Source organism: Pseudoalteromonas sp. A757 (assembly GCF_004103285.1).
Taxonomy (GTDB): domain Bacteria; phylum Pseudomonadota; class Gammaproteobacteria; order Enterobacterales; family Alteromonadaceae; genus Pseudoalteromonas; species Pseudoalteromonas galatheae.
Genome location: NZ_QNQN01000065.1, coordinates 156189 through 182773, shown reverse-complemented (window position 1 = coordinate 182773; position 26585 = coordinate 156189). Strand labels below are relative to the sequence as shown.

Sequence of the window (26585 nt, the reverse complement as noted above, 5' to 3'; positions counted from 1 at the left end):
CCCAGCATCAGGAGCTTTTCTTCAACCCAATCCCGGCGGTGCTCGTATGATTTTCCAGAAAATTTATCTTCACCGCACAGAAACGCGCGCCTTACGCAGCGGGAGATACAGTGGTAGTATCTGGTGTCGGTTAAACTGATTTGCTTTTTACGGGCAGTAGCCATAGTTTGGTTTCCTCAATCCTTTGAGTGTAGATTCAAAGTTTAGGCAGTATCTTTGGAAGGTGCAAATTAGTGGTGGGTGTCAGCGATTCATTATGCCTCACCAGTATTAATCGATTATGCGAGGCGTTATGTAGATGGATAAATATGAAGAAGAAATTGCTACTCGTTGCTGTGCTCCTAAGCCCATTATTTTTTTGGTACGGATACAAACCTATCCGAATATTGGCTCCTGAGCTTAACGGTTTGGACTGTGTTAGTGCTACCATCTGTATTGATGACTCTTCTAAACTTGATGAAGCATCAAAGCTGTATTCATCAGCATATTTTTTCACAGAAAAAAAGGTGGCTTCATTCGAGAAAAGCCCTAGAGTAATTTTTTGCTCTACCTCTGCCTGCTTTAACTCATTCGGTCTTGAGGAAATGAGGGCTATAACAATTAGTACAATTGGTATAGTCGTAGGTCCTAGAGGTTGGAACTCGACTTTTCTTTCTCATGAATTTGTTCATCATTTACAGCATGAAAAACTCGGTGACTTTGAGGTATGGCTAGATACTCCTCAATGGTTTATGGAAGGTATGGCTTACTCTCTCACTGATACACGTGAAGTCTTAGATGAACCATGGGAAAGTCACCGTGCTAAGTTTGAGCTTTGGAACAAGAACTTAGACACTAATAATTTCTGGCAAAGTGCGCGCTCACTGTAAATTCACATAACAACGCGCTTAAAAGGACGGACACAAAAAGCTGGCTTGCGCTCATTATTTGCTCAGCTTATTCTGTTATTTTATTGATTTTAGCATGGCATTATATTCTTTAGATAGCTCAGTTATTTTAAAATGAATTTAAGTAATACATTAAAGGAGTAAAAAGTGTTTATCATCCAATTAAAATTTTCAGACAATAAGTCTCAAGCGAAAGATTTTATGGAAGGCCATAAAGAATGGCTTCAAGCGGGATTTGATAAGGGTATATTTTTGTTATCCGGCAGTCTGCAACCAAATGCAGGCGGTGGTATTGTTGCGGTGAATGTGTCCAAAGAGGAAATTGAAGAAATTGTCGCTGAAGATCCTTTTGTAATTGAAAATGTGGTTAAACCAGAAATTATCGAGTTAACTCCATCTAAAGCTGATGATCGTCTGTTATTTTTAATCGATTAGTCGATAGTTTAAAGTAATATGCACATAATACGGGCAGGTAGCGGATCTCCGGCAATTGTCACTTTTTTGCTTTCGCAAAAATAGCGCCTCTTGCCGCTACTGCCGATGTTTAAGAGAGTCACATGAAAACTTGGAAGTTCGCTTTTATCGTTTCAATTTTGTTCTTGATAGGTAGCAACACATATTGGTTTTTTGTTGTTGTCGACCAAGCTCTTACCGAAAAATATCAGTCTATGAATTTGCATCATCAAGACCAGTTAATTGCCGATATGGGTAACTTAATTGTCAAAGGAATTGAAGGTAAAAGCAAAAAAGATGTTTTATTTCTATTAAGGCAAGCCAAGCCTGAAGCATTTCTTGTTGATGAAGGTGATGTTGTGACTTTTGAAAATATCGCGTTTAAATTCGAACAAGATAAATTGGTTGCAGTGGGGAAGTAAACACATAATGAATCAATTATAGGTGGGACGTACTAAGCCTGGCTGGCGTTTACGTATTTCTCGACGTCAAAATCAGCTTATCGCGCACGGCATGGGGGAGGCTACAGTTAGCGCAGCTTGAGGCATTATTGCTAAAGCCTTTATTTGGTCCAGCCAGCAAACGTTCACAATTTGCTAGGTTTGTGCGCCCTCGTTTTTTGAGTGTTTTACTATAAGTGGTCAACACTCGCTCTTGGCCATTCCTCAATGAACTTCTAAGTTACCCACTTGCTTTTAAACAGCTTGTGCCAGCGTATCACAATGGCTTTATCAGATACGCGCTTCGCCTTTTTATCATCAACATGCAAAAACCAACTTGAGAGATAAACAGGCTCTTGTGCTAAATAACCTCAAGCTAAGTAAATTTTACGCAAATTATACGGCAACGAAATTTCGACAAGGATAGAATAAAGACATAGCGCAAGTTGGAGTCACTATGTTTTCTGAGAATGGGTTTATTGCCAAGAACGAGTATCTCGTTAGTTTACTGGTTTTGCTATTAACCAGTGCTTTTGCTGTTATCTTAGACTCGCTGTTACATTCGGCGATCAGTGTACTGTTGGTATTGCAGTTGGGCGTTGTTGTTGTTTCTCTCATCGCAAAACGTTGGATGGCACTGGGAGTGGCGATTGCTAGCAGTCTAGTGTTCAACTTTTTCATCACAGAACCCAGATACACGCTTCATATGAACAATACCGAAGATGTGGTCAATTTAGTGGTATTTATCGTTGTGGCATTAGCTACTAGCTATTTATCGAGCTATATCAAAGAGCAAAAGCAGCTACTTTTAGTCGCAAACGTAAGATCGAATATTTTGTTGTCAGTCTCTCATGATTTACGTACTCCACTTGCGGCGGTGATGGGCGCGCTCGAAACGCTAGAAACCTACCGCGATAAGTTAGACCAAGATGAGCAAAACGAGTTGTTGGGATCGGCACGCTCTGAAAGCCACCGTTTGTTTCGCTATATCGAAAATATCTTGCAAGCCACCAAGTTACAGCATCAGGGAGATGAGCTTTCGCTTTTTAAGCAACCAACATCAATTGATGTATTGATCGATAACGTCATTTTGCGGCTAGGTGCGCCATGCGTCTCGAGAATGCCTCAGAATATGAGTCCAATTCTCACGATACAAGCTGCACTCATTGAGCAAGCTCTGTTTAACTTAATTGAAAATGCAGTCACTTTTAGTCCCGGTGGAGAGCGGGTTGAGATTTCCTTTGGAGAAACGCAGCAAGCGTTGTTGATATTTATTCAGGATAATGGTCCCGGGATCCCCGTCGCTCGACAAAAAGAAGTCTTTAGCGCCTTTAGCTCGTTTCGACAAAGCGCCAGTAAAGACGGTGGCAGTGGCTTAGGGCTGAGTGTGGCGAGAGGTATTATTCGTGCGCACGGCGGTGATATTCGCATTTTGCCGACGACGCAAGGCTGCACAATGGAAGTTAGTTTGCCAAAAGAGGAGGCGCATTGATGACCCACACCATTCTATTGATTGACGATGAAGAAGAGATCCGTCGTTTTATCCGCTTAGCATTAAAAGCTGAAGGGCTTAATTATGTGGAAGCCAGCACCGGGAAGGAAGCCATGTCGGTGCTAAAAGGTGAGCTGCCAGACTTGGTGATCTTAGATCTTGGGCTACCAGATTTTGATGGGTATAGCATTTTGAAGAAGATCCGAGAAACCAGCAAGCTACCTGTATTGATCTTAACTGCACGAGATCAAGAGGCCGAGAAGATTAAACTGCTGGAGGGCGGCGCAAACGACTACCTGACGAAGCCTTTTAGCATCAAAGAGCTGTTGGTGCGCGTCAAAGTGCTATTACGAGATTTAGTACCGAACAAACGCTTGCTTGCCATTGACTACGGCAAGTTGATGATAGATTTACAAAAGCATCAAGTCATTATGGATAACGCACCATTAGCACTGTCGAAAAAGGAATTTGCACTACTTAGTATGCTTGCGCAAAGAGCACAAGAGTTAGTCAGTCAGCAAACCTTATTAAAGCAAATTTGGGGCGAAAGCCATGTCGAAGATAGTCATTATTTACGGATTGTGGTCAGCCAGTTACGTAAGAAACTCAGTGACGATGCTGCTACACCAAAAATCATAGAAACTGAGCCTGGGGTTGGTTATCGGTTTTTACTTTTACCACTCAATAAGCATTTCTCGTAACGAAGTATATAGAGGTTGTTATGGCACAATTTGTAGTTATTGGTTTAGGTCGATTTGGTTTTGCGGCTTGTTTGGAATTAAAACGACTTGGTAATAAAGTGATAGGGGTAGATAGTCGCGAACGTGTGGTGAACCAAGTTGTTGAGCATATTGATTATGCCACCTCTTTGGATGCGACCGATGAAACGGCATTACGCCAGCTAGATATTACGAGAAGCAAAGCGGTACTGGTCGCCATTGGTGAAAACCTAGAAGCTAGCATTTTATGTGTGCTTTCGTTAAAGAACTTAGGCGTTGAGCAAATTTGGGTTAAGGCCAGCTCAGAAGCGCATCATACAATTTTATCTCGTTTAGGCGTAACACGTGTGATCCACCCTGAAGAAGAAATGGGGATCAAGGTTGCACAAGCACTGAATTACCCTATGGTCAATCAATATATGCAGTTGGGACATGGCTTTTATATGGTGGAAGTCATCGTGAATAAATTAAGCTGCGGGCAGTCTTTGGCAACCCTATTAAAGCGTGCAAAAGGCGAAATCAAGGCTGTGTTAGTGCAGCGCGGTAAAACGTGTTATACCAATCCGGCAGAGACATTTTTGATCAACGAAGATGATAAAGTGATCCTCAACGGTCAGTTAAAAGCGTTAAATTCTATCGCGCTAAAACTGGAGGCGTAATGAAAACATGGAGCCCCCATTATTTCCCCTATTCAAATAGTAAGCTCAAAGCCCGCAAAAAGCCGCTGAGGCTAAGTCCCCCTGCAGTTCTGTTTATAGGGTTTTGTGGGCTGATAGCTTTAGGTACTATGTTGCTGCTACTACCGATAGCACACACCCAAGACATCAAAGTGATGCAAGCGCTATTTACTGCAACTTCCGCGGTAACGGTAACAGGGCTTGCCGTATTGAGTACGCCAAATGATTTTACTACCTTTGGTCATCTCGTAATTGCCGGTCTTATTCAAATCGGTGGACTTGGTTTTATGACCATTACGGTTGTAGTGCTGCGGGGGATGGGGCAGCAAATGGACATTAGTAAACAACTGATCGCAAAAGAAAGTTTTGGCATTGATCGGTTTGACCAGTTGGTTGATACAGCCAAATGCGTGTTAGTTTATGCACTGATCATCGAATCGATTGGGTTTACCATTTTACTTGCTCATTGGTATCAAACGCTACCGCTGGGTGATGCGATAATGCAAAGCTTCTTCTACACCATTTCGGCTTTTAACAATGCGGGATTTGCACTGCATGATGACAGCCTAACCAGTTTTCGTGGTGATTGGGTCGTTAATCTTGTGATATCGGGATTATTTGTGATTGGCGGACTTGGATTTGTGGTGTTGATGGATATAGTGAAAAGACGCCGTTGGAGCCGGTTTGGATCTGCCACTAAGCTAGTGTTGATAGCAACTGCGGTATTAAATGTGCTGGCATTTAGCTTATTTTGGCTTTTTGAAGCAAACAATCCTGAGACCCTTGGAAATTTACCATTGTCTGAGCAAGTGATCACTGCATGGATGCAAGCCGTGACGCCACGTACAGCGGGCTTTAACAGTGTTGACTTTGCGCTGGTAAATGATGAAAGTACCGTACTGACCATTTGGTTAATGATAATAGGCGGCGGCTCTATGAGTACGGCCAGTGGTCTTAAAATAACCACGGTTGTGGTGCTATTAATGGCAACTTACGCTTATCTGAGACGCCGGGGGCAAGTTGCTATCGGACACAGACAAATTTCGCCTGAAACGGTATTTAAGGCGCTTAGCCTCACCGTGGTGTACTTTTTTACTGTGATGCTCGCAACCCTTATTTTGACGATCACCGAGCAGGCAAATTTAACGGATATCACGTTTGAAGCGGTGTCGGCGTTAGGCACAGTTGGCTTGTCTCGAGGGATCACCGGCTCATTGTCTGAACCTGGTGAAGCGGTAATCATCTTTTTAATGCTGATTGGGCGCTTGGGGCCGTTAACCTTTTTATACTTAATCGCTCGCCCGAAACGAGAGAATTTAAAGTATGCAAAAGCGGAAATTCAGGTAGGATAAGCAAAAAATAATGGAAATCATTATGAAGTATCCCAAACCCTTGAAAGCGGGCAGTAAAATTGCGATCACGGCATTCTCAGCGGGCGTACCTGCTGCTATGCACGCGAGGTTAGACAACGCTTTGAATTATCTAGCGCAACAAGGTTTTGAACTCGTGGTTGGTGAATGCCTGCGAGCTAATCACAACTACGTTAGCGCAGATGTCAAAAGCCGTGCTAATGAACTTATGGGATATTTACTAGATGACACAATAGACGCGATTATGCCGCCATGGGGCGGTGCAATTGCAATGGATCTGCTGAGCCAACTTGATTGGGAGCAGTTAGCACAAGTACAGCCAAAGTGGATCATCGGTTTCTCTGACGTCAGCACTTTGCTTAGTGCCGTAACTTGCAAACTAGGTTGGGCAAGCGTGCATGCAACTAACCTTATGCAATTAAATGTCCATCAACAAGACGCATTAACGGTTGGACTTTTTGACCATTTGAGGCGTGCGCCTAATGACTATTTTACGCAATTTCCCTCGACACATTTTGAAGCTGAGCCACTCAATTTTGTTGATTTTCCCGATGCTGGATTTAACTTGTCCGCGACCACTCAATGGCGTATTTTGGCCAATGGAAATCATCGGCAGCAGTTTGCTGGTCGATTATTAGGCGGCTGTTTGGATATTCACATGTTATTGGCTGGTACGGAATATTTTGATCTGGACGCTTTTTCACAGGCGCACCCTGATGAGTCGATTATCTTATATTTTGAAAATGGCGAAATGCCGCCAGCGGCATACTATCGTGCGCTGCAAAGTATTAAATTACGAGGTTGGTTTTCGAAAGTCGCTGGAGTTTTGATTGGTCGAAATCCAGAGCCACTAGCAAAAGATAGCGACTGGACGCACGTAGATGCATTGCAAAACGTCTTTACTGGTTTTGATTTCCCTGTGCTATACGATGTAGATATTGGCCATCAAGCGCCGAATTTAACGCTGATTAACGGCGCATATGCCGAAGTGACTGTTGGCGATACCTTTTCAATTACACAGACATTAATATGAATCTAAAATATAAAGTCGGCTCGATAGATGACCTCCTCGCAATAGAAATCCAAATTCCTGAATTTGCTACGCCAAGAGAGCGTGAGGAAGTCGTAGATAAACTGCGAGATAAACAGCACTTGTTGCTGGTGGCGTACGCTCAAGGCAAGCCTGTAGGGTATAAGCTAGGTCACGAATTACCAAATAACGAGTTTTATAGCTGGTTAGGCGCGGTCATCCCCGAATATCGCGGCAAAGGTATTGCCAAGCAGCTGTTGGTGATGCAAGAAACTTGGTGCAAAGCGCAAGGCTATAGCGCCATTAGAGTAAAGTCGAGAAACCTATTCAAAAACATGCTATTGATGCTAATAAGCCGCGATTACCAGATTGTAAAATGTGAACAAATCAACGGCTCATCGGATTGCAAAATTCACTTTTATAAGCAATTACAATAAAGCCTAACCTTTGATATTAGGCTTTATTGTTATCAGATGAGCTGGTGGCGCTTCTTCGCCATATTCCTGCTAATATCGAGCCGCTTACATTATGCCAAATAGAAAATAGGGTGCCCGCTACGGCCGCTGCAGGAGTAAAGAACTTCATAGCAAGCGCAACAGCAAGCCCCGAGTTTTGCATACCCACCTCAAAGGCCATGGTGCGACATACCTTCTCGTCAAAACCGAGCTGTTTTGGAATGAAATAACCCAAAAGTAGCCCTGTAGTATTGTGCAGGATCACGGCAACCAGCATAACGAGCCCAATGCTTTGAAGTTTAGGTTGATTAAGAGCAACGATCACCGCAATGATAAAAACGATTGAAAGCATTGAAAGTAAAGGCAGTATCGGAGTTGTTTTGATAACAGAGTGCGTTAGTGGTTTGGCAAACAAGGTATTGAAAGCAACGCCCACAGTCACCGGAAGTAGTACAATTTTTAGCAGGCTGATCAACATATCAGAAAACTGAATATCAACCACTTGGCCAATCATCAATGTGGTAATTAGTGGTGTTAAGAACACGCCGAGTAAAGTACTAATCGCGGTCATAGAAATCGATAACGCAACATCTCCTTTGGCGAGATAACACAAAACGTTACTAGCTGTGCCGCCAGCAACCGTGCCCACTAAAATCATACCAATTAATAAGTCAGTTTCTAGGCTCATTGTGGTGGCAATCAAGTAGGCAACACTTGGCATCACTGTAAATTGAAGCAGCACGCTGACGAAAATGGCTTTTTTGTTGTCGAGTACGCGTAAAAAGTCTTTTGTAGTGAGGGTTAAACCCATTGTCAGCATGATCAACATTAATAACGGAATAATGCCGCTTTTAAATGCGCTAAATAGAGTTGGGAAAAGATACGCTATTACTGAGCAAATAATGGCCCAAAGAGGGAATAGTTGTACGATTTTTGTCATAGCCTGCTTAGCTCTCTTTTTTACTATAGATAAGCGCCGCAAAAATAATGGCACTGCCAATACCCAGGCGAACTAGGTCTGCTTCTCGGTTCCAAATCAGCAAATTGACAATAATCCCAGCTGGGATCAGCACATTGTTCATTACTGCGAGTTCACCCACCGAGACGCGGGTCAGTCCTAAGTTCCAGACGTAATACCCTACGCCTGAAGCAATCAAGCCTAAATAAATCAGTATTCCCCATTGTAGATTATCACTTGGGAGTTGCTGAGGATTGCCGAATAGCATAAATCCAATGGTGAGCACTAAAGAGGCGCCAATAAAGAAAAAACCGAAGCTTTGATGGTGTACCAGCTGGTAATGGTTACTTAAGCGTTTGTAACTTACTTGGCCGATTGCAAAGCAAAGATTTGCACCTTGAACTAATAGCAAGCCAAAAAGGTAGTCGCTAGTAAGCTCAGTAAATCTAATGGTGATTGCACCAACAATAGCAATGAGTGCAGACAGCAAGAAAGTGGCGTTGAACGAGCGGTTTAGTAAGTCATTGAGTGCAGTAATATAGATGGGTGTCATCACAGTGAATAGCAACACTTCAGGTACGCTTAGGTATAAAAAGGAATGATAGTAAAAGCCATACATCAGACCAATCTGTACTGCACCTATTGCCATCAGCTTGATTATCAACTCTTTATTCACTGAACTCAATTTCAAAAATGGAATAAACACAATCGCTGCAAGTAAGGTTCTGGACAAAGCGCTAAACCAAGCATCGACCTGACCTGCCAGATAGACACCAATCAACGAAAACGAGAACGCCCAAAGTAAAGTAACAACCCAAAGTAATGGCATAGTTAATTAGTTGTAATTTTTAATCTAGCAATTGTATCACGAGTGTCGTAGAAAATTGAGTGTTCGAAAAAAGCGATGATATTGATCTTTATAATGTGATTTTAATTTATAATAAGTCACATACAATGGTCGTGTATTCACAGTACATCCCTACATTGTTTTACCCATGATGTGTTTGGCCGCCGCTGCGGCCTTTTTTCTTAAGCCGATAATTTCTTATGTAGCCTATGTCTTGCTTAAATCAAGCAATGAACCTGATCTAATTGCTATTTTTTATTTTCTTTGTAAATTTTTAGTTTGCCTTGGTTAAAAAATTGAAATTTTTATTTTTATTGTGTAGTTTATTTTTAACCAAGGTGTCTTGGTTGTTATTACAAATAAATTAAAGGAAATAATAATGAAAACAACATTAATAGCTTCAGCACTAGTTTTACTCGGTACATTGTCACTTGATTCTCAGGCAGCTGATTTACGATGCTCTTTGAATGTTAAATCAGGCGGAAACGTATGGGGAAATGGAAGTAATCACTGCTCTGGACTAGACTTTTCTTTTGGTAACTCGACTAGCGGTAAATTTTACATTGCTAACGCATCAAAACCGATCAGTAAAGTGATTTGGAACGGTGATGCGAGCTGTTCTGGCGGCACAACATGTTATATGACTATTCGCGCTTATCGCCAATATAATGCTACGGCAACTATTCTATACACTGACGGTACTTACGAGACAACAAACTCTGCTCATATTGATTATGAGACAGGTCATTAATTAACCGTCATGCAGCGAGAGACCTTCTCTCGCTGCAAGCGTTTAATCTTTGCTCCTATACTTCATCTTCCCACCTTAACCAGAGATCAAGCAGTTAATGCTTCAGTAATTTCTCTATTTTTTCCCAGCCTCAGGGAAAGCTCCTTTCATCGCTTTTAGCAGCCAGCTATTGGTGCGTAAATCGCCTTGCCGAATGGAGGTAGGTACCTTAGCCAGAGCAGCACGTGGAAGCGATGTTGCCCCGCAACTCTTTGGTTAGATGAGAAAATCACTTAAAGTGATGTTAAAGCAATGAGTTAGATCTTTACTTATCCTCAACTCAAGTTAAATAGAAAGTGTTGGTTTCTCTAATCGAAAATGAAGGAAGATTGGTTTGACACAACGCAATAATTGCATAACAATACTATTATATAATAAATTTATTATGTGTGGATGATGCAGCTTTCACCTCTTCAATTTTATAAATCTCTAGCAGATGAGATCCGCTTAAAAACGCTTGCCATGCTAATGCTAGAAGGTGAGTTATGTGTTTGCGAGCTAATGGTCGCGCTTGAACAAGATAGCCAACCCAAAGTTTCACGACATTTGGCTCAGCTTAAGAAAGCAGAGATCGTGTGTGATCGTAAGCAAAAGCAATGGGTATTTTATTCCATAAACCCAAGGCTGCAGCCATGGATGAAAGCGGTGATAGAAGCAACCGTGGTTAATCAACCAGAATACATTGAGGTAGAGTTGGGAAGACTCAACATGATGGGTGAGCGCCCAACACGTATGGTGGCTTGCTGTAACTAATAATTTGATATTGGAGGGTTTATGACGATTAAAGTAGGGATCAATGGATTTGGTAGAATGGGACGTTTGGCGCTTCGCGCGAGCTTTGACTGGCCTGAAATCGAGTTTGTACAAATTAACGATCCTGCGGGCAACGCCGAGACACTTGCCCATTTATTGGAGTTTGACTCGGTGCATGGCAAGTGGGCACACGCAGTTTCTCATCAAGATGACCATATCATAATAGCTGGTCATCAGTTATCGGTAACCCAAAATAAAGACATTGCTGATACTGACTGGTCACAATGCGATGTAGTTATAGAAGCCTCTGGTAAAATGAAAACCAAAGCTCTACTACAACATTATTTAGATCAGGGTGTTAAAAGGGTTGTCGTTACTGCACCAGTCAAAGAAGACGGCGTGCTAAACATAGTGATGGGTGTGAATGAGCATATTTATGATGAACAGCCACATGAAATAGTGACTGCAGCATCTTGTACTACAAACTGTTTAGCACCTGTTGTTAAAGTACTACAAGACAAAATAGGTATTAAGCATGGCTCAATGACCACAATCCATGATATCACCAATACGCAAACCATTTTGGATGCGCCACATAAGGATTTACGCCGCGCGAGAGCCTGTGGCATGAGTTTAATTCCGACAACAACTGGTTCAGCGACTGCAATCACCCATATTTTTCCAGAATTAAAAGGTAAGCTAAATGGCCACGCTGTTCGTATCCCATTGGCGAATGCATCCTTAACAGACTGTGTGTTCGAGGTCGAACGGCCAACCACAGTAGAAGAGATTAATCACTGGATGGAGCAAGCTGCTGCTTCCGAGCTTAAAGGAATTTTAGGATATGAATCACGACCTTTAGTTTCTATCGATTATAAAACAGATCCGCGCTCTAGCATCGTGGATGCTTTGTCGACCATGGTGGTTAATGGTACTCAGGTTAAATTATACGTGTGGTATGACAACGAGTGGGGTTATGCAAATCGTACTGCGGAATTAGTACGCAAAGTTGGTTTATCGTTAGGCGAATAAAACATTATGCAGCTGAGCACCTTACCTCAAGATATCAAGCAATACCTTATTGTGACAGGTAACTATTGGGCGTTCACATTGACCGATGGTGCGCTCAGAATGTTGGTGGTACTTTACTTTCATCACTTGGGTTATAACCCGCTTGAAATCGCCATGCTATTTCTCTTTTATGAAATTTTTGGTGTTGTCACCAATTTAATTGGAGGCTGGCTTGGTGCACGTATTGGCTTAAACCGCACTATGAATATTGGCTTAGGCTTACAAATAGCTGCATTATTGATGTTAGTTGTACCAACGCACTGGCTAAGCGTACCTTACGTTATGACCGTGCAGGCGCTTTCTGGTATCGCCAAAGATCTTAATAAAATGAGTGCCAAAAGTGCGATAAAGGCCATTGTAAAATCGGGTGAAGAAGGCACGCTATTTAAGTGGGTTGCAATACTTACCGGCTCTAAAAATGCACTAAAAGGCGTCGGATTTTTTCTTGGGGGGTTGTTGCTTACCTTACTTGGATTTACCGGCGCGATGTGGTTGATGGCAATCATGTTGCTATTAGTTTGGCTATTTAGCCTGATCAGCTTAAAAAGCGATTTAGGTAAGGCTAAAAGTAAACCCAAATTTAGTGATGTATTTTCAAAAAGCCGAGCAATTAATATTTTGTCTGCTGCGCGATTGTTTTTATTTGCCGCGCGGGATGTTTGGTTTGTGGTTGCGCTTCCGGTCTTTTTATCACAGCAGTTCGGTTGGGATCATTGGTGGGTTGGTGGTTTTATGGCTACTTGGGTTATCGGTTATGGCATCGTGCAATCAACAACACCTAGATTTATTAGTCGTGATAAGTTTGCATCAACACCAAGTAAAGTCAGTGGATGGGCGTTATATTTAGCGGCTATTCCGCTGTTGATTGCTATCTCACTTCAAGCACAGCTCTGGACAAGCTTAGCGGTAGTCGTTGGACTTTTGCTCTTTGGCATTGTGTTTGCTATCAATTCATCCCTTCATAGTTACCTTATTGTAAGTTTGGCTGATAGTGATGGAGTGTCACTTGATGTTGGCTTTTATTATATGGCGAACGCTATTGGGCGACTAATTGGTACAGTACTATCAGGTTGGATCTTTTTGGAGTATGGCTTGGCGGCTTGTTTGGTAGTATCAAGCATACTGTTGTTGTTGGCAGGAATAATTTCTCGACGATTACCGAGTTAGTTATAAATGAAGTCTTAGCCGTACTACCCACTTTATTAAAGTAACATTGGCCATACCTTAATTGAGCTTTATTAAAAGTTCGGCCGCTTCTATGTCATTTTGAGGTTATGTCTATGCTGATATTGAGGTGCGCAGGCACCTTCATTCGGCGTGTAATAATAGTTTATTATCTCAATCTGGTTTAAAGAAAATAGCTGATGGGGTATGATGCGCCATACTTTTATTGCAAATTGTTCTCATAATCAATGACATTAGATAAACTTTCCAAAAATAGCGCAGCAACCATCACTTCTCTTACCCATCCAGATACTGCGTTATTAAGTCGAATAATGGCACTTGGAATTATTCCCGGTGAGCAAATAAAAGTCATTAACGTCGCACCACTTGGATGCCCGATACAAGTGAAAATTGGCGATACCTTTGTGAGCGTGCGTAAGGCCGACGCACAGTTCGTTGAAATTGAAGTTTTATAGTTATAAAGGGCTCACGTATGAAAATTGCGTTAGTGGGCAACCCGAACTGCGGGAAAACCACATTATTTAATCGCCTGACCGGCTCTAAACAAAAAGTAGGGAATTGGCCAGGGGTAACTGTCGAGAAAAAATTCGGCTATTTTGCTTTAGAAAACACAAACGTAGAATTGGTAGATTTACCCGGTCTCTATAGCATGGAGCAAATTGAGCCAAGCCAAGATGAGCAAATCGCGTGTGACTTCCTAAAGCAAAATGAAGCTGATGTCATCATTAACATCGTGGATGCCGCTAACTTACAGCGAAATCTAGTATTAACTTCCCAACTGAAAGAGTTAGGTAAACCAATTCTCGTTGTTGCAAATATGGTTGATGTTGCAACTCAGCGCGGGAGAACGCTAGATTTAAAAAGACTCTCTGAACAGTTAGGATTACCTGTAGTGCCTTTCCACGGCGCTAAAGGTACAGGACAAGAAGCGTTGTTGGAACAACTCGCGCAGATCACTCGTTTTCCTAAAACTCCTGTGGCTGCAAATGTCGAAAGCACCAGCAGTGATCCCCTCGAAAAAGCGGTCGCCCGTCACCAAGCAGTAAAAAAATTGGCTGATGGCGTAAGTATCATTACGCCAAAACGTGCAGATACGACAGAAACACTTGATAAAATCGTGCTCAATCGTTGGCTTGGTGTGCCTATTTTCTTAGCCATGATGTATTTAATGTTTACTATTGCGGTTAATGTTGGTGCTGTATTTATCGACTTTTTTGACATCGCCGTGGGTGCCTTACTCATCGATGGTGTAAAGATCCTGCTGGCAGATATTGGCGCACCTCAATGGCTGGGTGTGTTATTGGCTGATGGTTTTGGCGCAGGTATTCAATTGGTGGCGACCTTCATCCCTGTTATTGCTGTGCTGTATCTGTGTTTATCCATTTTGGAAGACAGTGGATATCTTTCTCGGGCCGCGTTTGTGATTGACCGTTTGATGTCATCTATTGGTCTACCTGGCAATGCTTTTGTTCCTTTGATTGTTGGATTCGGCTGTAATGTGCCTGCGGTTATGGCGTCAAGAACGATGGGCCGAGAGTCAGATAGATTACTGACAATTATTATGGCGCCATTTATGTCTTGCGGCGCGCGTTTGACGGTATATGCGTTATTTGCTGCGGCTTTCTTTCCAACGAACGGAGCTAATGTTGTTTTTGGCCTGTATTTGCTTGGCATAGTGGTTGCGGTAGGCTCTGGCTTTTTATTTAGAAAGCAAGTATTCAAAACGCAAAAATTACCCTCGTTTACCGAGATGCCCGCGTATCATATGCCAATTTGGCGCAATATTTTCATCACTACTTGGCAGCGCCTGAGCGGCTTTATCAAACGTGCTGGCAAAACAATTGTCATGGTGGTTATTTTACTCAGTGCATTAAACTCGATTGGTACCGACGGTTCGTTTGGCAATGAGAATACAGATAAATCACTTTTGGCTAAGGCTGCACAAGTGGTCACTCCAATCTTTGAGCCGATTGGGTTAAAAGAGGAAAACTGGCCTGCTACAGTTGGTGTTGTGACTGGTATGTTCGCCAAAGAAGCTATCGTTGGCACTTTAGATGCGCTTTACACCGGTGCTGCAGATGAAGGGGGAGAGTTTTCATTGTTGGCTGCGTTAAAAGAAGCGCTGATGACGATAGTGGACAATAGTAAAGATCTTATTGCAAACCTTGGTGATCCGTTGGGACTTAACGAATTAGAGTCTGGCGCAGAAAGTGGTACTGCGCTACTCACCGCAATGGCCGCGAAATTTAATGGTCAAATCGGTGCATTTAGTTATCTTGTCTTTATCTTGCTCTATACTCCTTGTGTAGCGGTATTAGGTGCAATTAAACGTGAATCAGGCGGTAAGTGGATGTGGCTTGTTATTGGCTGGACGACCTCAATTGCTTATATCATGGCGACTTTAGTCTACCAAGCTAGCCAGTTAAGCACCTCGCCAACGAGTGCTTCGCTTTGGATTGTAGCGATGTTGTTGTTTGGATTTGCGTGGTGGAAAGGGTTGTCTCGACTTGGTAATAGACTCAATCAACCGCCAACCTATCAAATAAACTTAGGTTAGTTATTAAAAGCTTGGTTCCCGGCGCTTAGAGCGCCGTTTTTTATGTTTGGTATCAAGCAAAAAAAGCAGTGTCAACTGAGTCAACACTGCCAACAACTCTAAATCAATCAAGGGGAGTCTTCACAGAGCAGACTACGCTGTGTTATTGACGGAAGGGTGACGCAATAATGAAAGATTTATGACTGTGAAAATTTCACTTTGCTTCTCGCTAAAAATCGCTTAATTTTTAGTTCTATTTTGCTGTTAACAGGGACAATAATGATAACCAATGATACTTCTCTTATTTTGCGCCACCTTGATACTATTCATGCGCTACTCTCAAATTCATATTGGGCAAAACAGATGCCTAAAGCGTTGCTAGAAAAAGCCATTCAAAATAGCCTGAGTTTCATTTATTTGGATGACAAAGGCGAGTTTCAAGGCTTTTGTCGCGTGATAACCGACTATGCCACCTTTGCCTATCTTGCCGACGTGATAGTTGATGAAAGTGCTAGAGGTAAAGGGGTAGGCAAAGCGATTGTTCAAGCTGTGGTTGAGCATCCAGAGCTACAAGGTCTGAGACGCTTTATGTTGGCGACTCTTGATGCGCATACTTTATATGAAAAATTTGGCTTTGTAGCGGTGCCAGATCCAAGTATTTTGATGCAGATCTGCCATCCCACTATATATTCGGATTTACAAGATTAATTTCAGGTTTTTTACTCATTTATATTTTGTTTTTTAGAACGAATACTGGATAAATTCATTTACCCTGAACATAATAAAGACGATAACAACAACAGGTGTTTTTTATTATGTTACTGCTCGCGACTATCTATTTGGCTGCTGCGATATTTGCGGTGCCAATCGCTAAACGGCTAGGGCTTGGCTCTGTGCTTGGATATTTATTGGCAGGGATCTTAATTGGTCCTCACCTTCTTCATCTTGTGGGGGAGCAAACCGACGTCATGCACTTTGCCGAGTTTGGTGTAGTGATGATGCTATTCTTAGTTGGACTGGAGTTACAACCGAAAAGGCTATGGACGATGCGTCGCTCTATAGTTGGTCTTGGTGGTTTACAAGTGGTTATAACAACGGCTGTACTCTATTTCGCGATTGATTTAGCGCTTGGCTTTTTGTGGCAGCAATCATTAGCCATTGCATTAATGTTGGCACTGTCTTCTACCGCCATTGCACTGCAAACCTTAAATGAAAAAGGCTTGATTAAACAATCTGGCGGTCAAAATGCGTTTTCGGTGTTGTTATTTCAAGATATAGCCGTGATCCCCATTCTCGCGATTATGCCGTTGTTAGCATTTAGTGATTTGGCTGTGAGTGATGGTCACGGAAATTTATTACACGCTTTTCCGACTTACCTTCAAGTGGCTATTTCTGTTTTTGTCATTTTAGCTATTATCGCTGCTGGGCACTATGTCGCTGCGCCGTTATTTAGATATATCGCCAGCACTCGAATGCGCGAATTATTTACCGTGGTGGCGCTATTTATCGTTATCGCAACCGCGTTATTGATGCAAAGTATCGGTTTATCTCCTGCGCTTGGGACATTTCTCGCGGGTGTCGTCCTCGCGGAAAGTGAATTTCGCCATGAATTAGAAGCCGATATCGAGCCGTTTAAAGGGCTGTTACTTGGGCTATTTTTCATCACAGTCGGCGCATCAATTGACTTTGCTTTATTAGCTGAAAAGTGGTCATTTATTTTGGCTTCAGTGCTGCTGTTAATGGGGTTAAAGGCAGTTATTTTATATTTGTTGGCGATGGCGTTTTCACTGCACCAGCGAGCGATATGGTTATTTACTGCTGCCCTGTGTCAAGGCGGAGAGTTCGCGTTTGTACTACTTTCGGTTACTGGCAGTTTAGCAATCTTAACTCCAGATCAAGCCGCGTTAGTTACGTTGGTTGTTGCGGTATCTATGCTCGGATCGCCCCTCATTTTTATTCTTTATGACAAAATCGTTGAACGTCAGGCCAATACTACCCATGAAGAAGATAGCTTAGAGACGATGGAAGCGACACAAAACGTCATAGTGATCGGCTATGGGCGTTTTGGTCAAGTGATAGGACGTTTGCTCCACGCGCAGGGCTATCATTTGTCAATTTTGGATCACAGTCCAAGTCAAATTGAGCTACTACGTCGCTTTGGCAATCAAGTGTTTTATGGCGATGGTGCACGATTAGATTTGCTTGAAGCCGCAGGGGCTCACGAGGCGCAAATGCTGGTTGTGGCGATTGATGAACCAGATAAAACCCTCGAAATCGTCAGGTTGGCGCAACAACACTTCCCTCATCTAAAACTCGTGGTTCGTGCGACTGACCGTCGTCATGCCTACCAATTGATAAAATTGGGTGTTACTGCGTTTGAGCGAGAGACCTTTGTCTCTGCTGTGAAGTTAGGTGAACAGGCGCTCAAGTTATTGGGTCATAGTGAAGAAGATGTTGCACGAGCGGGCCACCTCTTTACCAAACACGATGTTGAATCTATGCATATGCTCGCTGATGTGTGGGGAGACGATGAAAGTTATGGTATTGCGATTCGTCAGCGTATGGCAGACCTCAAACAAGTGCTGCAGGCGGACGAAAAAGCACAAGAAGATCTTAATACCTGCCATGGTGAAAATTGTGAAGATAAACCATCAGCTATTGAACGATAGCGTATAAATATTGGATTAGATCAGTATGTTGAGAGTGACATTAGAGCAATGGCGCATGTTTAGAGCCGTTGTCGAATATGGTGGTTTTAATCAAGCTGCCAAAGAAGTACATAAAAGCCAGTCAAGTATCCACACTGCGGTCCATAAAATTGAGGAGGGCCTTGGTGTTAAGCTTTTTAGAGTCGAAGGGCGAAGAACTTTGTTGACCGAAGCGGGTGAAATGATGCTGCGCCGTGCCAATTATCTATTGGAAGAAGCGGCAAAAGTGGAAGCGGTTGGTCAGACGCTAGGCGAGGGAGTCGAGAGTCAACTGCGCATAGCGGTCGATGAAATTTTTCCACAGCAGGTGCTCTATAAAGTGCTAGAAAATACATCTGCACAATATCCCTTGCTGCGTGTCGAGTTAGTTGAGTCTGTATTAACGGGTGCATCTGAACTTTTGCAAAATACTGACGTAGACATCGCCATTTCTCCTGTGACTTTACAAGACGGGTTCAGTGAAGAGTTGTGCCAAATCGAGTTTATTGCAGTGGCAAATCCCAATCACGCATTACACCAATTTGGTCGCGCGCTTACATTCGAGGACTTAAAGTCCCATCGTCAAATCGTAGTAAGAGACTCTGCAATCTCGCGTAAAAAAGATGAAGGTTGGTTGGGGGCGCATCAACGTTGGACGGTGAGCCATATGACAACCTCGATAGATATGATAGCGCAAGGCTTAGGATTTGCTTGGTTGCCCATTCCGGCTATCAAAACGCAACTAGACTCTGGCGTTTTGAAACCGCTACCACTATCACAACATAGTCAGCGTAAAGCACAGCTTCATCTCATTTTTAAAGATGGTGACAGACTTGGGCCCGCCGCGCGCGCATTTATTGGTGAATTAAGATATCAGTGCATGCAGCTGGAAGATTCTATTGAGTAGAATGGTTGATATTAAATTATCAAATTTTATCCGTTTCAAACAGGCAATAGACTGAGATCATCAACATGCGTTTGGAGCGAAACATGCGATATATTCGAAAAGCACAAGATAGAGGTAAAGCAGATTTTGGTTGGTTACAAAGCCAACATAGTTTCTCATTTGGTCGATATTATGATCCCGCCCACATGGGATTTGGTAATCTTAGGGTGATCAATGATGATACCGTACTTGGTGGTCATGGCTTTGATACTCATGGTCACCGAGATATGGAAATTATTTCCTATGTCATTGACGGTGAATTAGCACATCAAGATAGTATGGGCAATCAGTTTACTGTGGCGGCAGGTGAAGTTCAGAGAATGAGCGCAGGTAGTGGCATTCTTCATTCAGAATATAATGCTTCAAAGACAGCGCCTGCCCATTTTTTACAAATTTGGATAGAGCCAAAGCTTAAAGGCATAACGCCGAGTTATGAACAAATTCAAATTAAACAAAGTAGTGCACTTACGCCCATTGTTACGCCTACAGGCGTGGGGGGCACTCTGAGTATCAATGCTGAAGCTGAAATACACCGTTTGCAGTTACATCAAGGTCAACAGATTCAACTGAATGCGCACGCGCAAAAAGCCTATTTGCACATTGTTGGCGGCGAAGTGACGCTCGATAGTGAGGCATTTCAGCAAGGAGACGGTATCGGCCTGAATGCCGGTGACAACATGCAGGTTACTGCAGTAACAGATGTTGAAGCGCTGTGGTTTTTATTACTTAATTAATAAATTCAGCGCCTCAAACTAAAGGAATTGAAGAATGACAGAACCAATTCAACTTGCGGTAATTGCCCTTGTCGTTCTGCTAAGTGGTATTTCAAAGTCTGGCTTTGCAGGCGCATTAGGGGCGTTTTCTGTTCCAATTTTGATGATGGTGTTGAATCCTAAGGACGCCATTGCTTTGATGCTTCCGCTACTTATCGTGGCGGATGTTTTTAGCCTGAAGAGTTACTGGCGCTTATGGAACATGACGGAACTAAAGCGGTTATTGCCAGGTACGCTAGTCGGGATAGCTTTAGCAACGCTTTTTCTTCAGGGCGTCAGTGAATTTTGGCTGACGGTTGTGATTGCAGCGATGAGCATAATATTTGCGCTTAAAAGCCTACTTATTAAAAATACACCTGAAAGTGTTGGGCACTTAAGGTTACTGGCAGCGAGCACCTCTACAGCAGCTGGTATCTCCACCACCTTAATTCATGCTGGCGGCCCACCACTTATGGTGTATTTTAACACTCGAAAATTGGAGCCAACGGCTTATATCGCGACGGTTGCGGTACTATTTGCACTGATGAATGTGATTAAGTTGGCGACCTTCTCTGCAACTGGGTTGTTACAGTGGCAACATGTGCTGCTTGCTATTTGTTTTACACCTTTAGCATTGCTCGGTAATAGACTCGGCGTGTACCTTGCGAAACGCTTGCCTAAAAAGCAATTTTTGCTGGTGATGAACGGACTACTGCTCATGCTTGGAGTGGTATTAATTGGTAAATTGCTGTGATGGTATCGGTTACCAAAATCTAGCAAAGTAAATGCCCACAACATGTTGTGGGCATAGAAAGCTATAGCTGCTCTTCCATCTCTTTTTGATACTCATCTGCAAGCTGCGACTTTTCACTTTTATCAAGTACCTTACCTGCACGTTGGAAAAATGCTTGCTCTTCGTCAGCTAAGTGATGCTCAACTTTGTCTTTGAGTTTTTTCAATTTAGTTAGCCAACTAGGATCGGAAAACTCCGTCTTATCCAGTGCTTCAATTAACTCATCAATCTCATGATGCTCGGCGATACCGTGGCGAGAGTCTTCGATCGTCATGTCGCTTTCCATTAACGGGGCGTAAAAGTACCTTTCTTCTGCGATGGCATGCGCTTCTAGCGCGTCTTTCAACTCTTTATAGTACTTTTCACGGACTTTTGAATCACCAGAAGTGTCAGCCAACATATTCAAAAGGGCGCGTTGATGATCATGATCTTGCTTTATTGCATTAAAAATTTCCATGTAGGTTACCTCTTGTTTTAGTTTAAAACGTCTGCTTTGGTAGTGTTTTTGAAAAACGATATGAGCTTGCTCCGGTGCGCTTCATTATTCGTTTTGATGATGAGCAGCCATTTGCCCTCTGCGATTTTATTCATTACTGCTTGATTAAATGCATCTTTATCTGGACGCAAAGAAATAAGGCCTGAAGCAAATAGCCCTATAAATAAGCCGGGGCTTAGTAAAGCGATAAACGTCAAATAAGGATTCGCTTGTGTAAAAGCGGGGCCGTAGCTCACTAACAGTCCGGCGATGAGAAAGCCTAATATCACCCCCATACTGCCAAGGTACAAATGCCAATTGAGCATATTTTTGGCAAGACGACTTTCGCTTTTAGATTCAAGCTTTTTGTCAGCATTCTTATCATTCGGATTGACCAATTCTAGATGCTCATGCTGAACAAGGTGACTATTTAGCAATTCATTTTGCAATTTTTCTGCGGCTACTCTCCCTGTTAGAACAGCCCCAACTCTATGATCTGCATAGGATAATATTTCAAGATTACCCATTACTCCTCCTAAATTCGTTGCAGCTTGTAATTATTCAAACTGCAAGTGTTATACCGACAGAAAGAGCTTTTTAATCTATTGAATTTTATGGATAATTCCGATTTCCGTGGATTCTAAGATTGAATAAATGAAGCACTAGCCAGAAAGAATTACCGAGTAGTTACTACATGTTTTGATACAACATAATGATTTTAAAGATAGGTTAGGGATGAAATTGGCATATTTACTCATATCGTATCAAAAAATTTACAAAGATATGTTTTGTTACTTAATTCAAGATATTAAGTTTGGGTCTGTTTTTTAAACAAATGCATGAAAGCATTGCATAAATATTTAAAGTAAATTAAATATTATTAAAATGTTAAATTTGGGGTTTATTTATTCGAATTGCTGCCTAGTCTAATAAGGCATGGCGAGTGCCAATGGGCCTGCCATGTCTTCTGCAGTTGAAGGAGAAAACAGTCATATTTCATCCAATGCTTCTTGTAAAGCGATGATGAAAAGGACAATAAAACAACAATACTAGGAGTGTAATTCGTGAAATTATCTACAGTAACTATGGCTACGGCATGTGCGATTGCGTTTACTTCGCTCAGTGCTCAGGCTGCGACAAAACAATATTTAAATCAGCAAGCTGACATTAATACTATGCTTAAATCGGCTTCTCAGACTGTGTTAAGTACACAGCCAGAGGTACTGATTGGCTTAGAAAGTGCGAGCCAGCTAAAAGAGCTTAAAAGCTTTAATAGTAAAAAAGGTGAAGTAACTAAGCGTTTCCAACAAATGTATCAAGGATTACCGGTGATCGGCGATTCGGTCATTTTAACCTTTGACGATGCCGGTACGCTTAAGAAGGCTCACGGCGCAGCAGTTTATAACATCGCGGCTGACATCGGTTCGGTAAAACCTAAGCTAAATGCCAAAATGGCATTGAGTCAGTTTGAAAAGCAATCACTTAGTGCAGGCAAAAAGCTTAAAAAGCATAATGAGAAATCTCGTCTTGCGATCTGGCTTGATAGTAATTCAACGGCGCGTTTAGTGTATGAAGTCACTTTTGTTACTTATGGTGATGAGCCTAAGCGCCCATATTTGATCATTGATGCAAATACAGGTGAAGTGTTAGAAAGTTTCAACAACTTGCAGCATGCCAATGCGACGGGTCCAGGCGGTAACCAAAAGACGGGTCGCTATCAGTATGGTACTGATTATGATCATTTAGACGTGGCGCAGTCAGGCAACACTTGTACCATGACTAATGCGAATGTTAAGACAATCAACCTAAATCACGGTAGCAGTGGTTCGACTGCACATAGCTTTACGTGCCCAGAAAATACAGTTAAAGAAATTAATGGTGCGTACTCACCGCTAAACGATGCCCATTATTTTGGCAATGTAGTATTTAACATGTACAACGATTGGCTAGGTACTGCACCATTGTCGTTCCAGCTTAAAATGCGTGTACACTATAGTAGCAATTATGAAAACGCGTTCTGGGATGGCAGCGCGATGACATTTGGTGATGGTGCAAATACATTCTATCCGTTGGTAAGTCTTGATGTATCTGCTCACGAAGTGAGTCACGGTTTCACAGAGCAAAACTCAGGCTTAGTATACCGTTATAAGTCAGGTGGCTTGAACGAAGCGTTTTCTGATATGGCTGGTGAAGCCGCTGAATTTTATATGAAAGGCAGCAATGATTGGTTAGTTGGTCAAGATATCTTTAAAGGTAGCGGGGCACTGCGTTATATGAATGACCCAACGCAAGACGGTCGCTCAATCGATCACCAATCTAATTATACGTCCAGCATGGATGTTCATCACACCTCAGGGGTGTTCAACAAAGCTTTTTACAACCTAGCAACTACGGCAGGTTGGGATACGAAAAAAGCCTTTATCGTAATGGCAAAAGCTAACCAAATGTATTGGACCGCGAATACTGACTGGGACTTAGCTGGTAACGGCGTAATGGACGCAGCATGTGACCTAGGATATGAGCCCGGTGATGTGCAAGCCGCGCTAGCTGCGGTTGGTGTTAACTCCAACTTAAGCTCTGGCAGTAGCTGTGATACAAATCCACCACCACCTCCCGGTGGCGACGAAGAGTTGACGAATGGTCAACCTCGTACTGGGATCAGTGGCGCGGCAAAAGAGCAAATGTTTTTTACCCTTGATGTGCCAGCTGATGCGACTAGCCTAAACTTCACCACTTCTGGTGGTAGCGGTGATGCTGACCTTTATGTGAAATTTGGTTCTCGTCCGACGCTAGACACCTATGATTGCAATAGCACAACGTCTACAAGCAACGAAAGCTGCGACATTAGCAACATTCAAGCTGGTAAGTACTACGTGATGGTTGAAGCGTGGAATCAGATTTCGGGTGTAACGTTGACTGGTACATATAGCTCAACGGGTGGAACTCAACCAATTGACCGCACTGAGTCAAATATCAGCGTGGCGTCTGGCGGTTGGACACGTTTCACGCAAGATCTAAATGCTAGCTACAACAACCTTGAAGTGAGTATTTCAGGTGGTTCAGGTGATGCGGATCTATACGTAAACTTTGGCTCTCAATCAACAACGTCGAGCTATCAGTGTCGCCCTTATAAAAACGGTAACAACGAGACTTGTACGATTGCAAACCCACAACAAGGTACTTGGTATATTGATTTACGTGGCTATAACGCAGCAAGCGGTGTAACACTGAATATCAAAGCGAACTAAGTAACAGCTTATAGGGAGCGCAAGCTCCCTTGTTGTTAGGGCCTAAATAAAGTCAGAAATTTATCTCATTTGAATAATCCTCTTATTTTGCTCAGTGCTTAAATCATGTTGTTATTCAAATGAGTTGAGGATACAACAATGAAATTAACTACATCTATGCTACTGAGCATTGCCTGTTTGAGTGGCTTTTCTGAAGCGTCTGAAGAGGTTTGGGTGACGATGGATGCGAAGTCTAGCCAGCATTTCCAAGTTCATAATTCTATTCGTGGTACTCACTTCGAGCAGCTTTCTTTACCAAACAGCGAAGTCAAAGCGTTAAAAGTACCCGCAAACTTACATGCACACCTGAGTGCATTTATGCACGACGAATATCACCGCTGCGGTGGTTTTGTCGCCCATGATTCCTTAGAGCAGGCGCAAAGCTATCTTGCACAGTTAGAAAGCGTAAATCCAAGTGCGACACTGGTTAATTACAGCATCGATAATCCTACACGGGTTAACAGCTTAATTTCAAAAGTCAGTACAGTGAGCTTAGACAGCAGTGTCAACTCGCTAACTAGTTTTTATAACCGCTATTATACCTCGCAAACAGGCATTGATGCCGCTGCATGGGTCAAGCAAACATGGAGTGATATTGCAGCAAGTCGCTCAGATATTAGTGTTGAATATTTTAGCCATTCTTGGGCTCAGCCCTCAGTGATTGTCACTATTCCAGGCAGCGAACTGAGTGATGAAATCGTTATTATCGGCGGGCATCTTGATTCAATTAACCAATCTAACTCAAATGGGCTTGCGCCGGGGGCGGATGATAATGCCTCAGGGATAGCTGTGCTGACCGAAGCGCTAAGCGCTATTGTTGAAGATGGGTATCAGCCTCAGCGGACAATCCAAATCATGGGTTTTGCGGCAGAAGAAGTTGGGCTTCGAGGTTCTAAAGCTATCGCGCAGTCGTACAGTTCTCAGGGAAAAAACGTAGTCGGTATGACACAGTTTGATATGACTGGACGCAATGGCAGTAGTGCGGATATTGTGATGATGACAGACTATACAAACAGCGCACAGAATCAGTTCTTAGGCCAATTAATTGAAACTTATTTGCCAAACCTAAGCTATGCCTATGACCAATGCGGCTATGGTTGCTCTGATCATGCATCTTGGTATCAGCAAGGGTTCCCAGCTTCAATGCCATTTGAATCAAGAATGTCTGAGATCAACAGAAAAATTCATACCACCAACGATACTGAATTTGATTCAACACATGCACAAAAATTTGCAAAACTCGCGCTGGCATTTGTTGCTGAGCTTGGTAAAAACGCGGGGGATACACCTCCGCCACCGCCAAACAATGAGCTTGAAAATGGTGTGGCTAAAACTGGCATTTCCGGTGCATCTAAAAGCCAACAGTTTTTCACCATGGAGGTTCCACAAGGTGCAACTAATTTAACTTTTACCACGTCAGGTGGTACTGGTGATGCCGATCTCTACGTTCGCTATGGCTCCAAACCTACTTTGGACACTCATGACTGCAAGAGCACTAACTCGTCTAGTAACGAGCAATGCAATATTTCCGCTGTGCAAACTGGTACGTATTATGTGATGGTTGAGGCATGGAATGCGATTTCGGGAGTTAGTTTGGTAGGGCAGTACGATACCTCGAGTGGCAATACGCCTATTGACGAAACCATTGGTAGTATTTCTGTTGCCAGCGGACAGTGGCAGTATTTTAGTCAAGCACTTGCTGCGGGATACCAAACCCTGACAATTACAACGTCGGGAGGCACGGGAGATGCGGATCTTTATGTTAATTTTGGCGCACAACCTAATACTAACACCTACCAATGTCGACCATACAAAAATGGCAATAATGAGGTATGTACGATCTCCAATCCTCAGGCTGGTACTTGGTATATCGGTCTACAAGGCTATCAAGCCGCAAGCAATGTAACGCTAAATATTAGCGCGAATTAAAACACGTTTAAAATCAAGATCGGAGATAAAACCTTGTTTATCTTCGGTCTTGG

At 42.7% G+C, this 26585-nt stretch carries 26 protein-coding genes and 2 pseudogenes; 22 read left to right on the top strand and 6 right to left on the bottom strand.

Translation table 11 applies throughout. The features are described 5' to 3' along the window. Positions 1 to 164, bottom strand: a pseudogene (locus DRB05_RS09280) (transposase); the annotation flags it as partial. 144 nt (positions 165 to 308) lie between these two features. Here DRB05_RS09280 and DRB05_RS09275 point away from each other — a divergent pair. The 3 genes from DRB05_RS09275 to DRB05_RS09265 all read left to right on the top strand — a co-directional run bounded on the left by DRB05_RS09275 (position 309) and on the right by DRB05_RS09265 (position 1762). Beyond that, positions 309 to 869 (top strand): hypothetical protein, encoded by a 561-nt coding sequence (locus DRB05_RS09275; protein ID WP_128726691.1) that lies wholly within the window; start codon positions 309 to 311, stop codon positions 867 to 869. A gap of 165 nt (positions 870 to 1034) precedes the next feature. Next, positions 1035 to 1322 (top strand): hypothetical protein, encoded by a 288-nt coding sequence (locus tag DRB05_RS09270; RefSeq protein WP_128726690.1) that lies wholly within the window; start codon positions 1035 to 1037, stop codon positions 1320 to 1322. Between the two features lie 122 nt (positions 1323 to 1444). Next, positions 1445 to 1762 (top strand): hypothetical protein, encoded by a 318-nt coding sequence (locus tag DRB05_RS09265; protein ID WP_128726689.1) that lies wholly within the window; start codon positions 1445 to 1447, stop codon positions 1760 to 1762. A gap of 257 nt (positions 1763 to 2019) precedes the next feature. On the opposite strand, the pseudogene DRB05_RS22950 reads toward DRB05_RS09265, so the two are convergent. Beyond that, a pseudogene (locus tag DRB05_RS22950) lies at positions 2020 to 2109 on the bottom strand (transposase); the annotation flags it as partial. A gap of 128 nt (positions 2110 to 2237) precedes the next feature. Between DRB05_RS22950 and DRB05_RS09250 the strand changes: the two are divergent. From DRB05_RS09250 to DRB05_RS09225, 6 genes are read left to right on the top strand one after another with little or no spacing between them, the layout of a single operon-like run. Next, the gene (locus DRB05_RS09250; RefSeq protein WP_128726688.1) at positions 2238 to 3272 is read left to right on the top strand and encodes an ATP-binding protein; all 1035 of its coding nucleotides are present in this window, start codon (positions 2238 to 2240) and stop codon (positions 3270 to 3272) included. Then, the gene (locus DRB05_RS09245; protein ID WP_128726687.1) at positions 3272 to 3973 is read left to right on the top strand and encodes a response regulator transcription factor; all 702 of its coding nucleotides are present in this window, start codon (positions 3272 to 3274) and stop codon (positions 3971 to 3973) included. The genes DRB05_RS09250 and DRB05_RS09245 overlap by 1 nt, the downstream gene beginning before the upstream one ends. A 20-nt stretch (positions 3974 to 3993) precedes the next feature. Beyond that, positions 3994 to 4650, top strand: a complete 657-nt coding sequence (locus tag DRB05_RS09240; protein ID WP_128726686.1) for a TrkA family potassium uptake protein — start codon at positions 3994 to 3996, stop codon at positions 4648 to 4650. Beyond that, positions 4650 to 6020 carry a TrkH family potassium uptake protein gene (locus DRB05_RS09235; protein ID WP_193554565.1) on the top strand — a complete coding sequence of 457 codons (1371 nt, stop codon included), beginning with the start codon at positions 4650 to 4652 and terminating at the stop codon, positions 6018 to 6020. The genes DRB05_RS09240 and DRB05_RS09235 overlap by 1 nt, the downstream gene beginning before the upstream one ends. 22 nt (positions 6021 to 6042) lie before the next feature. Then, positions 6043 to 7071 carry a S66 peptidase family protein gene (locus tag DRB05_RS09230; RefSeq protein ID WP_128726685.1) on the top strand — a complete coding sequence of 343 codons (1029 nt, stop codon included), beginning with the start codon at positions 6043 to 6045 and terminating at the stop codon, positions 7069 to 7071. Beyond that, positions 7068 to 7505, top strand: coding sequence for a GNAT family N-acetyltransferase (locus DRB05_RS09225; RefSeq protein ID WP_128726684.1), 438 nt, complete (start codon positions 7068 to 7070; stop codon positions 7503 to 7505). Before DRB05_RS09230 ends, DRB05_RS09225 begins: the two co-directional genes overlap by 4 nt. Positions 7506 to 7521: 16 nt before the next feature. On the opposite strand, the gene DRB05_RS09220 is transcribed toward DRB05_RS09225, so the two are convergent. Together DRB05_RS09220 and DRB05_RS09215 are read right to left on the bottom strand one after the other, a co-directional pair. After that, on the bottom strand, positions 7522 to 8463 hold the full coding sequence (locus tag DRB05_RS09220) for a bile acid:sodium symporter family protein (RefSeq protein WP_128726683.1): 942 nt from the start codon (positions 8461 to 8463) through the stop codon (positions 7522 to 7524). Positions 8464 to 8470: 7 nt separating this feature from the next. After that, complete coding sequence (locus DRB05_RS09215) at positions 8471 to 9310, bottom strand: EamA family transporter (protein ID WP_128726682.1); 840 nt, start codon at positions 9308 to 9310, stop codon at positions 8471 to 8473. Positions 9311 to 9707: 397 nt separating this feature from the next. Here DRB05_RS09215 and DRB05_RS09210 point away from each other — a divergent pair, with 397 nt between their 5' ends. The 11 genes from DRB05_RS09210 (at position 9708) to DRB05_RS09160 (ending at position 20802) form a co-directional block, all read left to right on the top strand. After that, complete coding sequence (locus DRB05_RS09210; RefSeq protein ID WP_128726681.1) at positions 9708 to 10079, top strand: hypothetical protein; 372 nt, start codon at positions 9708 to 9710, stop codon at positions 10077 to 10079. Positions 10080 to 10514: 435 nt separating this feature from the next. Next, positions 10515 to 10871, top strand: coding sequence for a metalloregulator ArsR/SmtB family transcription factor (locus DRB05_RS09205; protein ID WP_240036229.1), 357 nt, complete (start codon positions 10515 to 10517; stop codon positions 10869 to 10871). A gap of 21 nt (positions 10872 to 10892) precedes the next feature. Continuing rightward, positions 10893 to 11903, top strand: coding sequence for an ArsJ-associated glyceraldehyde-3-phosphate dehydrogenase (locus DRB05_RS09200; RefSeq protein WP_128726679.1), 1011 nt, complete (start codon positions 10893 to 10895; stop codon positions 11901 to 11903). Positions 11904 to 11909: 6 nt separating this feature from the next. Continuing rightward, positions 11910 to 13109, top strand: coding sequence for an organoarsenical effux MFS transporter ArsJ (arsJ, locus tag DRB05_RS09195; RefSeq protein ID WP_128726678.1), 1200 nt, complete (start codon positions 11910 to 11912; stop codon positions 13107 to 13109). Positions 13110 to 13354: 245 nt separating this feature from the next. Beyond that, a complete protein-coding gene (locus DRB05_RS09190) occupies positions 13355 to 13582 on the top strand; it encodes a FeoA family protein (RefSeq protein WP_095729668.1) in 228 nt (75 codons plus the stop codon). 17 nt (positions 13583 to 13599) lie between these two features. After that, positions 13600 to 15684: a ferrous iron transport protein B gene (gene feoB, locus DRB05_RS09185; RefSeq protein ID WP_128726677.1), complete on the top strand. Its 2085-nt coding sequence runs from the start codon at positions 13600 to 13602 to the stop codon at positions 15682 to 15684. A gap of 258 nt (positions 15685 to 15942) precedes the next feature. Then, positions 15943 to 16371 carry a GNAT family N-acetyltransferase gene (locus DRB05_RS09180; protein WP_128726676.1) on the top strand — a complete coding sequence of 143 codons (429 nt, stop codon included), beginning with the start codon at positions 15943 to 15945 and terminating at the stop codon, positions 16369 to 16371. A gap of 107 nt (positions 16372 to 16478) precedes the next feature. Continuing rightward, complete coding sequence (locus DRB05_RS09175; RefSeq protein WP_128726675.1) at positions 16479 to 18332, top strand: monovalent cation:proton antiporter-2 (CPA2) family protein; 1854 nt, start codon at positions 16479 to 16481, stop codon at positions 18330 to 18332. A 25-nt stretch (positions 18333 to 18357) separates the two neighbouring features. Next, positions 18358 to 19257: a LysR family transcriptional regulator gene (locus DRB05_RS09170; protein ID WP_128726674.1), complete on the top strand. Its 900-nt coding sequence runs from the start codon at positions 18358 to 18360 to the stop codon at positions 19255 to 19257. A gap of 83 nt (positions 19258 to 19340) precedes the next feature. Beyond that, positions 19341 to 20030: a pirin-like bicupin family protein gene (locus DRB05_RS09165; RefSeq protein WP_128726673.1), complete on the top strand. Its 690-nt coding sequence runs from the start codon at positions 19341 to 19343 to the stop codon at positions 20028 to 20030. Between the two features lie 34 nt (positions 20031 to 20064). Next, entirely contained in the window at positions 20065 to 20802 is a 738-nt protein-coding gene (locus DRB05_RS09160) for a sulfite exporter TauE/SafE family protein (protein WP_128726672.1), read from the top strand. 61 nt (positions 20803 to 20863) lie between these two features. Here the strand turns inward: DRB05_RS09160 and DRB05_RS09155 are convergent, their stop codons facing one another. Continuing rightward, positions 20864 to 21298, bottom strand: coding sequence for a hemerythrin domain-containing protein (locus tag DRB05_RS09155; RefSeq protein WP_128726671.1), 435 nt, complete (start codon positions 21296 to 21298; stop codon positions 20864 to 20866). A gap of 17 nt (positions 21299 to 21315) precedes the next feature. Then, the gene (locus DRB05_RS09150; protein WP_128726670.1) at positions 21316 to 21843 is read right to left on the bottom strand and encodes a hypothetical protein; all 528 of its coding nucleotides are present in this window, start codon (positions 21841 to 21843) and stop codon (positions 21316 to 21318) included. A gap of 537 nt (positions 21844 to 22380) precedes the next feature. Between DRB05_RS09150 and DRB05_RS09145 the strand changes: the two genes are divergently transcribed. Together DRB05_RS09145 and DRB05_RS09140 are read left to right on the top strand one after the other, a co-directional pair. Continuing rightward, on the top strand, positions 22381 to 24564 hold the full coding sequence (locus tag DRB05_RS09145; RefSeq protein ID WP_128726669.1) for a pre-peptidase C-terminal domain-containing protein: 2184 nt from the start codon (positions 22381 to 22383) through the stop codon (positions 24562 to 24564). 138 nt (positions 24565 to 24702) lie between these two features. Beyond that, on the top strand, positions 24703 to 26532 hold the full coding sequence (locus DRB05_RS09140; RefSeq protein ID WP_128726668.1) for a M28 family metallopeptidase: 1830 nt from the start codon (positions 24703 to 24705) through the stop codon (positions 26530 to 26532). Positions 26533 to 26585 lie beyond the last annotated feature (53 nt).

Coding starts and splice junctions, on each gene's coding strand:
- DRB05_RS09275 (WP_128726691.1), top strand. CDS start 309: ATGAAGAAGAAATTGCTACTCGTTGCTGTGCTCCTAAGCCCATTATTT.
- DRB05_RS09265 (WP_128726689.1), top strand. CDS start 1,445: ATGAAAACTTGGAAGTTCGCTTTTATCGTTTCAATTTTGTTCTTGATA.
- DRB05_RS09250 (WP_128726688.1), top strand. CDS start 2,238: ATGTTTTCTGAGAATGGGTTTATTGCCAAGAACGAGTATCTCGTTAGT.
- DRB05_RS09245 (WP_128726687.1), top strand. CDS start 3,272: ATGACCCACACCATTCTATTGATTGACGATGAAGAAGAGATCCGTCGT.
- DRB05_RS09240 (WP_128726686.1), top strand. CDS start 3,994: ATGGCACAATTTGTAGTTATTGGTTTAGGTCGATTTGGTTTTGCGGCT.
- DRB05_RS09235 (WP_193554565.1), top strand. CDS start 4,650: ATGAAAACATGGAGCCCCCATTATTTCCCCTATTCAAATAGTAAGCTC.
- DRB05_RS09230 (WP_128726685.1), top strand. CDS start 6,043: ATGAAGTATCCCAAACCCTTGAAAGCGGGCAGTAAAATTGCGATCACG.
- DRB05_RS09225 (WP_128726684.1), top strand. CDS start 7,068: ATGAATCTAAAATATAAAGTCGGCTCGATAGATGACCTCCTCGCAATA.
- DRB05_RS09220 (WP_128726683.1), bottom strand. CDS start 8,463: ATGACAAAAATCGTACAACTATTCCCTCTTTGGGCCATTATTTGCTCA.
- DRB05_RS09215 (WP_128726682.1), bottom strand. CDS start 9,310: ATGCCATTACTTTGGGTTGTTACTTTACTTTGGGCGTTCTCGTTTTCG.
- DRB05_RS09210 (WP_128726681.1), top strand. CDS start 9,708: ATGAAAACAACATTAATAGCTTCAGCACTAGTTTTACTCGGTACATTG.
- DRB05_RS09205 (WP_240036229.1), top strand. CDS start 10,515: ATGCAGCTTTCACCTCTTCAATTTTATAAATCTCTAGCAGATGAGATC.
- DRB05_RS09200 (WP_128726679.1), top strand. CDS start 10,893: ATGACGATTAAAGTAGGGATCAATGGATTTGGTAGAATGGGACGTTTG.
- arsJ (WP_128726678.1), top strand. CDS start 11,910: ATGCAGCTGAGCACCTTACCTCAAGATATCAAGCAATACCTTATTGTG.
- DRB05_RS09190 (WP_095729668.1), top strand. CDS start 13,355: ATGACATTAGATAAACTTTCCAAAAATAGCGCAGCAACCATCACTTCT.
- feoB (WP_128726677.1), top strand. CDS start 13,600: ATGAAAATTGCGTTAGTGGGCAACCCGAACTGCGGGAAAACCACATTA.
- DRB05_RS09180 (WP_128726676.1), top strand. CDS start 15,943: ATGATAACCAATGATACTTCTCTTATTTTGCGCCACCTTGATACTATT.
- DRB05_RS09175 (WP_128726675.1), top strand. CDS start 16,479: ATGTTACTGCTCGCGACTATCTATTTGGCTGCTGCGATATTTGCGGTG.
- DRB05_RS09170 (WP_128726674.1), top strand. CDS start 18,358: ATGTTGAGAGTGACATTAGAGCAATGGCGCATGTTTAGAGCCGTTGTC.
- DRB05_RS09165 (WP_128726673.1), top strand. CDS start 19,341: ATGCGATATATTCGAAAAGCACAAGATAGAGGTAAAGCAGATTTTGGT.
- DRB05_RS09160 (WP_128726672.1), top strand. CDS start 20,065: ATGACAGAACCAATTCAACTTGCGGTAATTGCCCTTGTCGTTCTGCTA.
- DRB05_RS09155 (WP_128726671.1), bottom strand. CDS start 21,298: ATGGAAATTTTTAATGCAATAAAGCAAGATCATGATCATCAACGCGCC.
- DRB05_RS09150 (WP_128726670.1), bottom strand. CDS start 21,843: ATGGGTAATCTTGAAATATTATCCTATGCAGATCATAGAGTTGGGGCT.
- DRB05_RS09140 (WP_128726668.1), top strand. CDS start 24,703: ATGAAATTAACTACATCTATGCTACTGAGCATTGCCTGTTTGAGTGGC.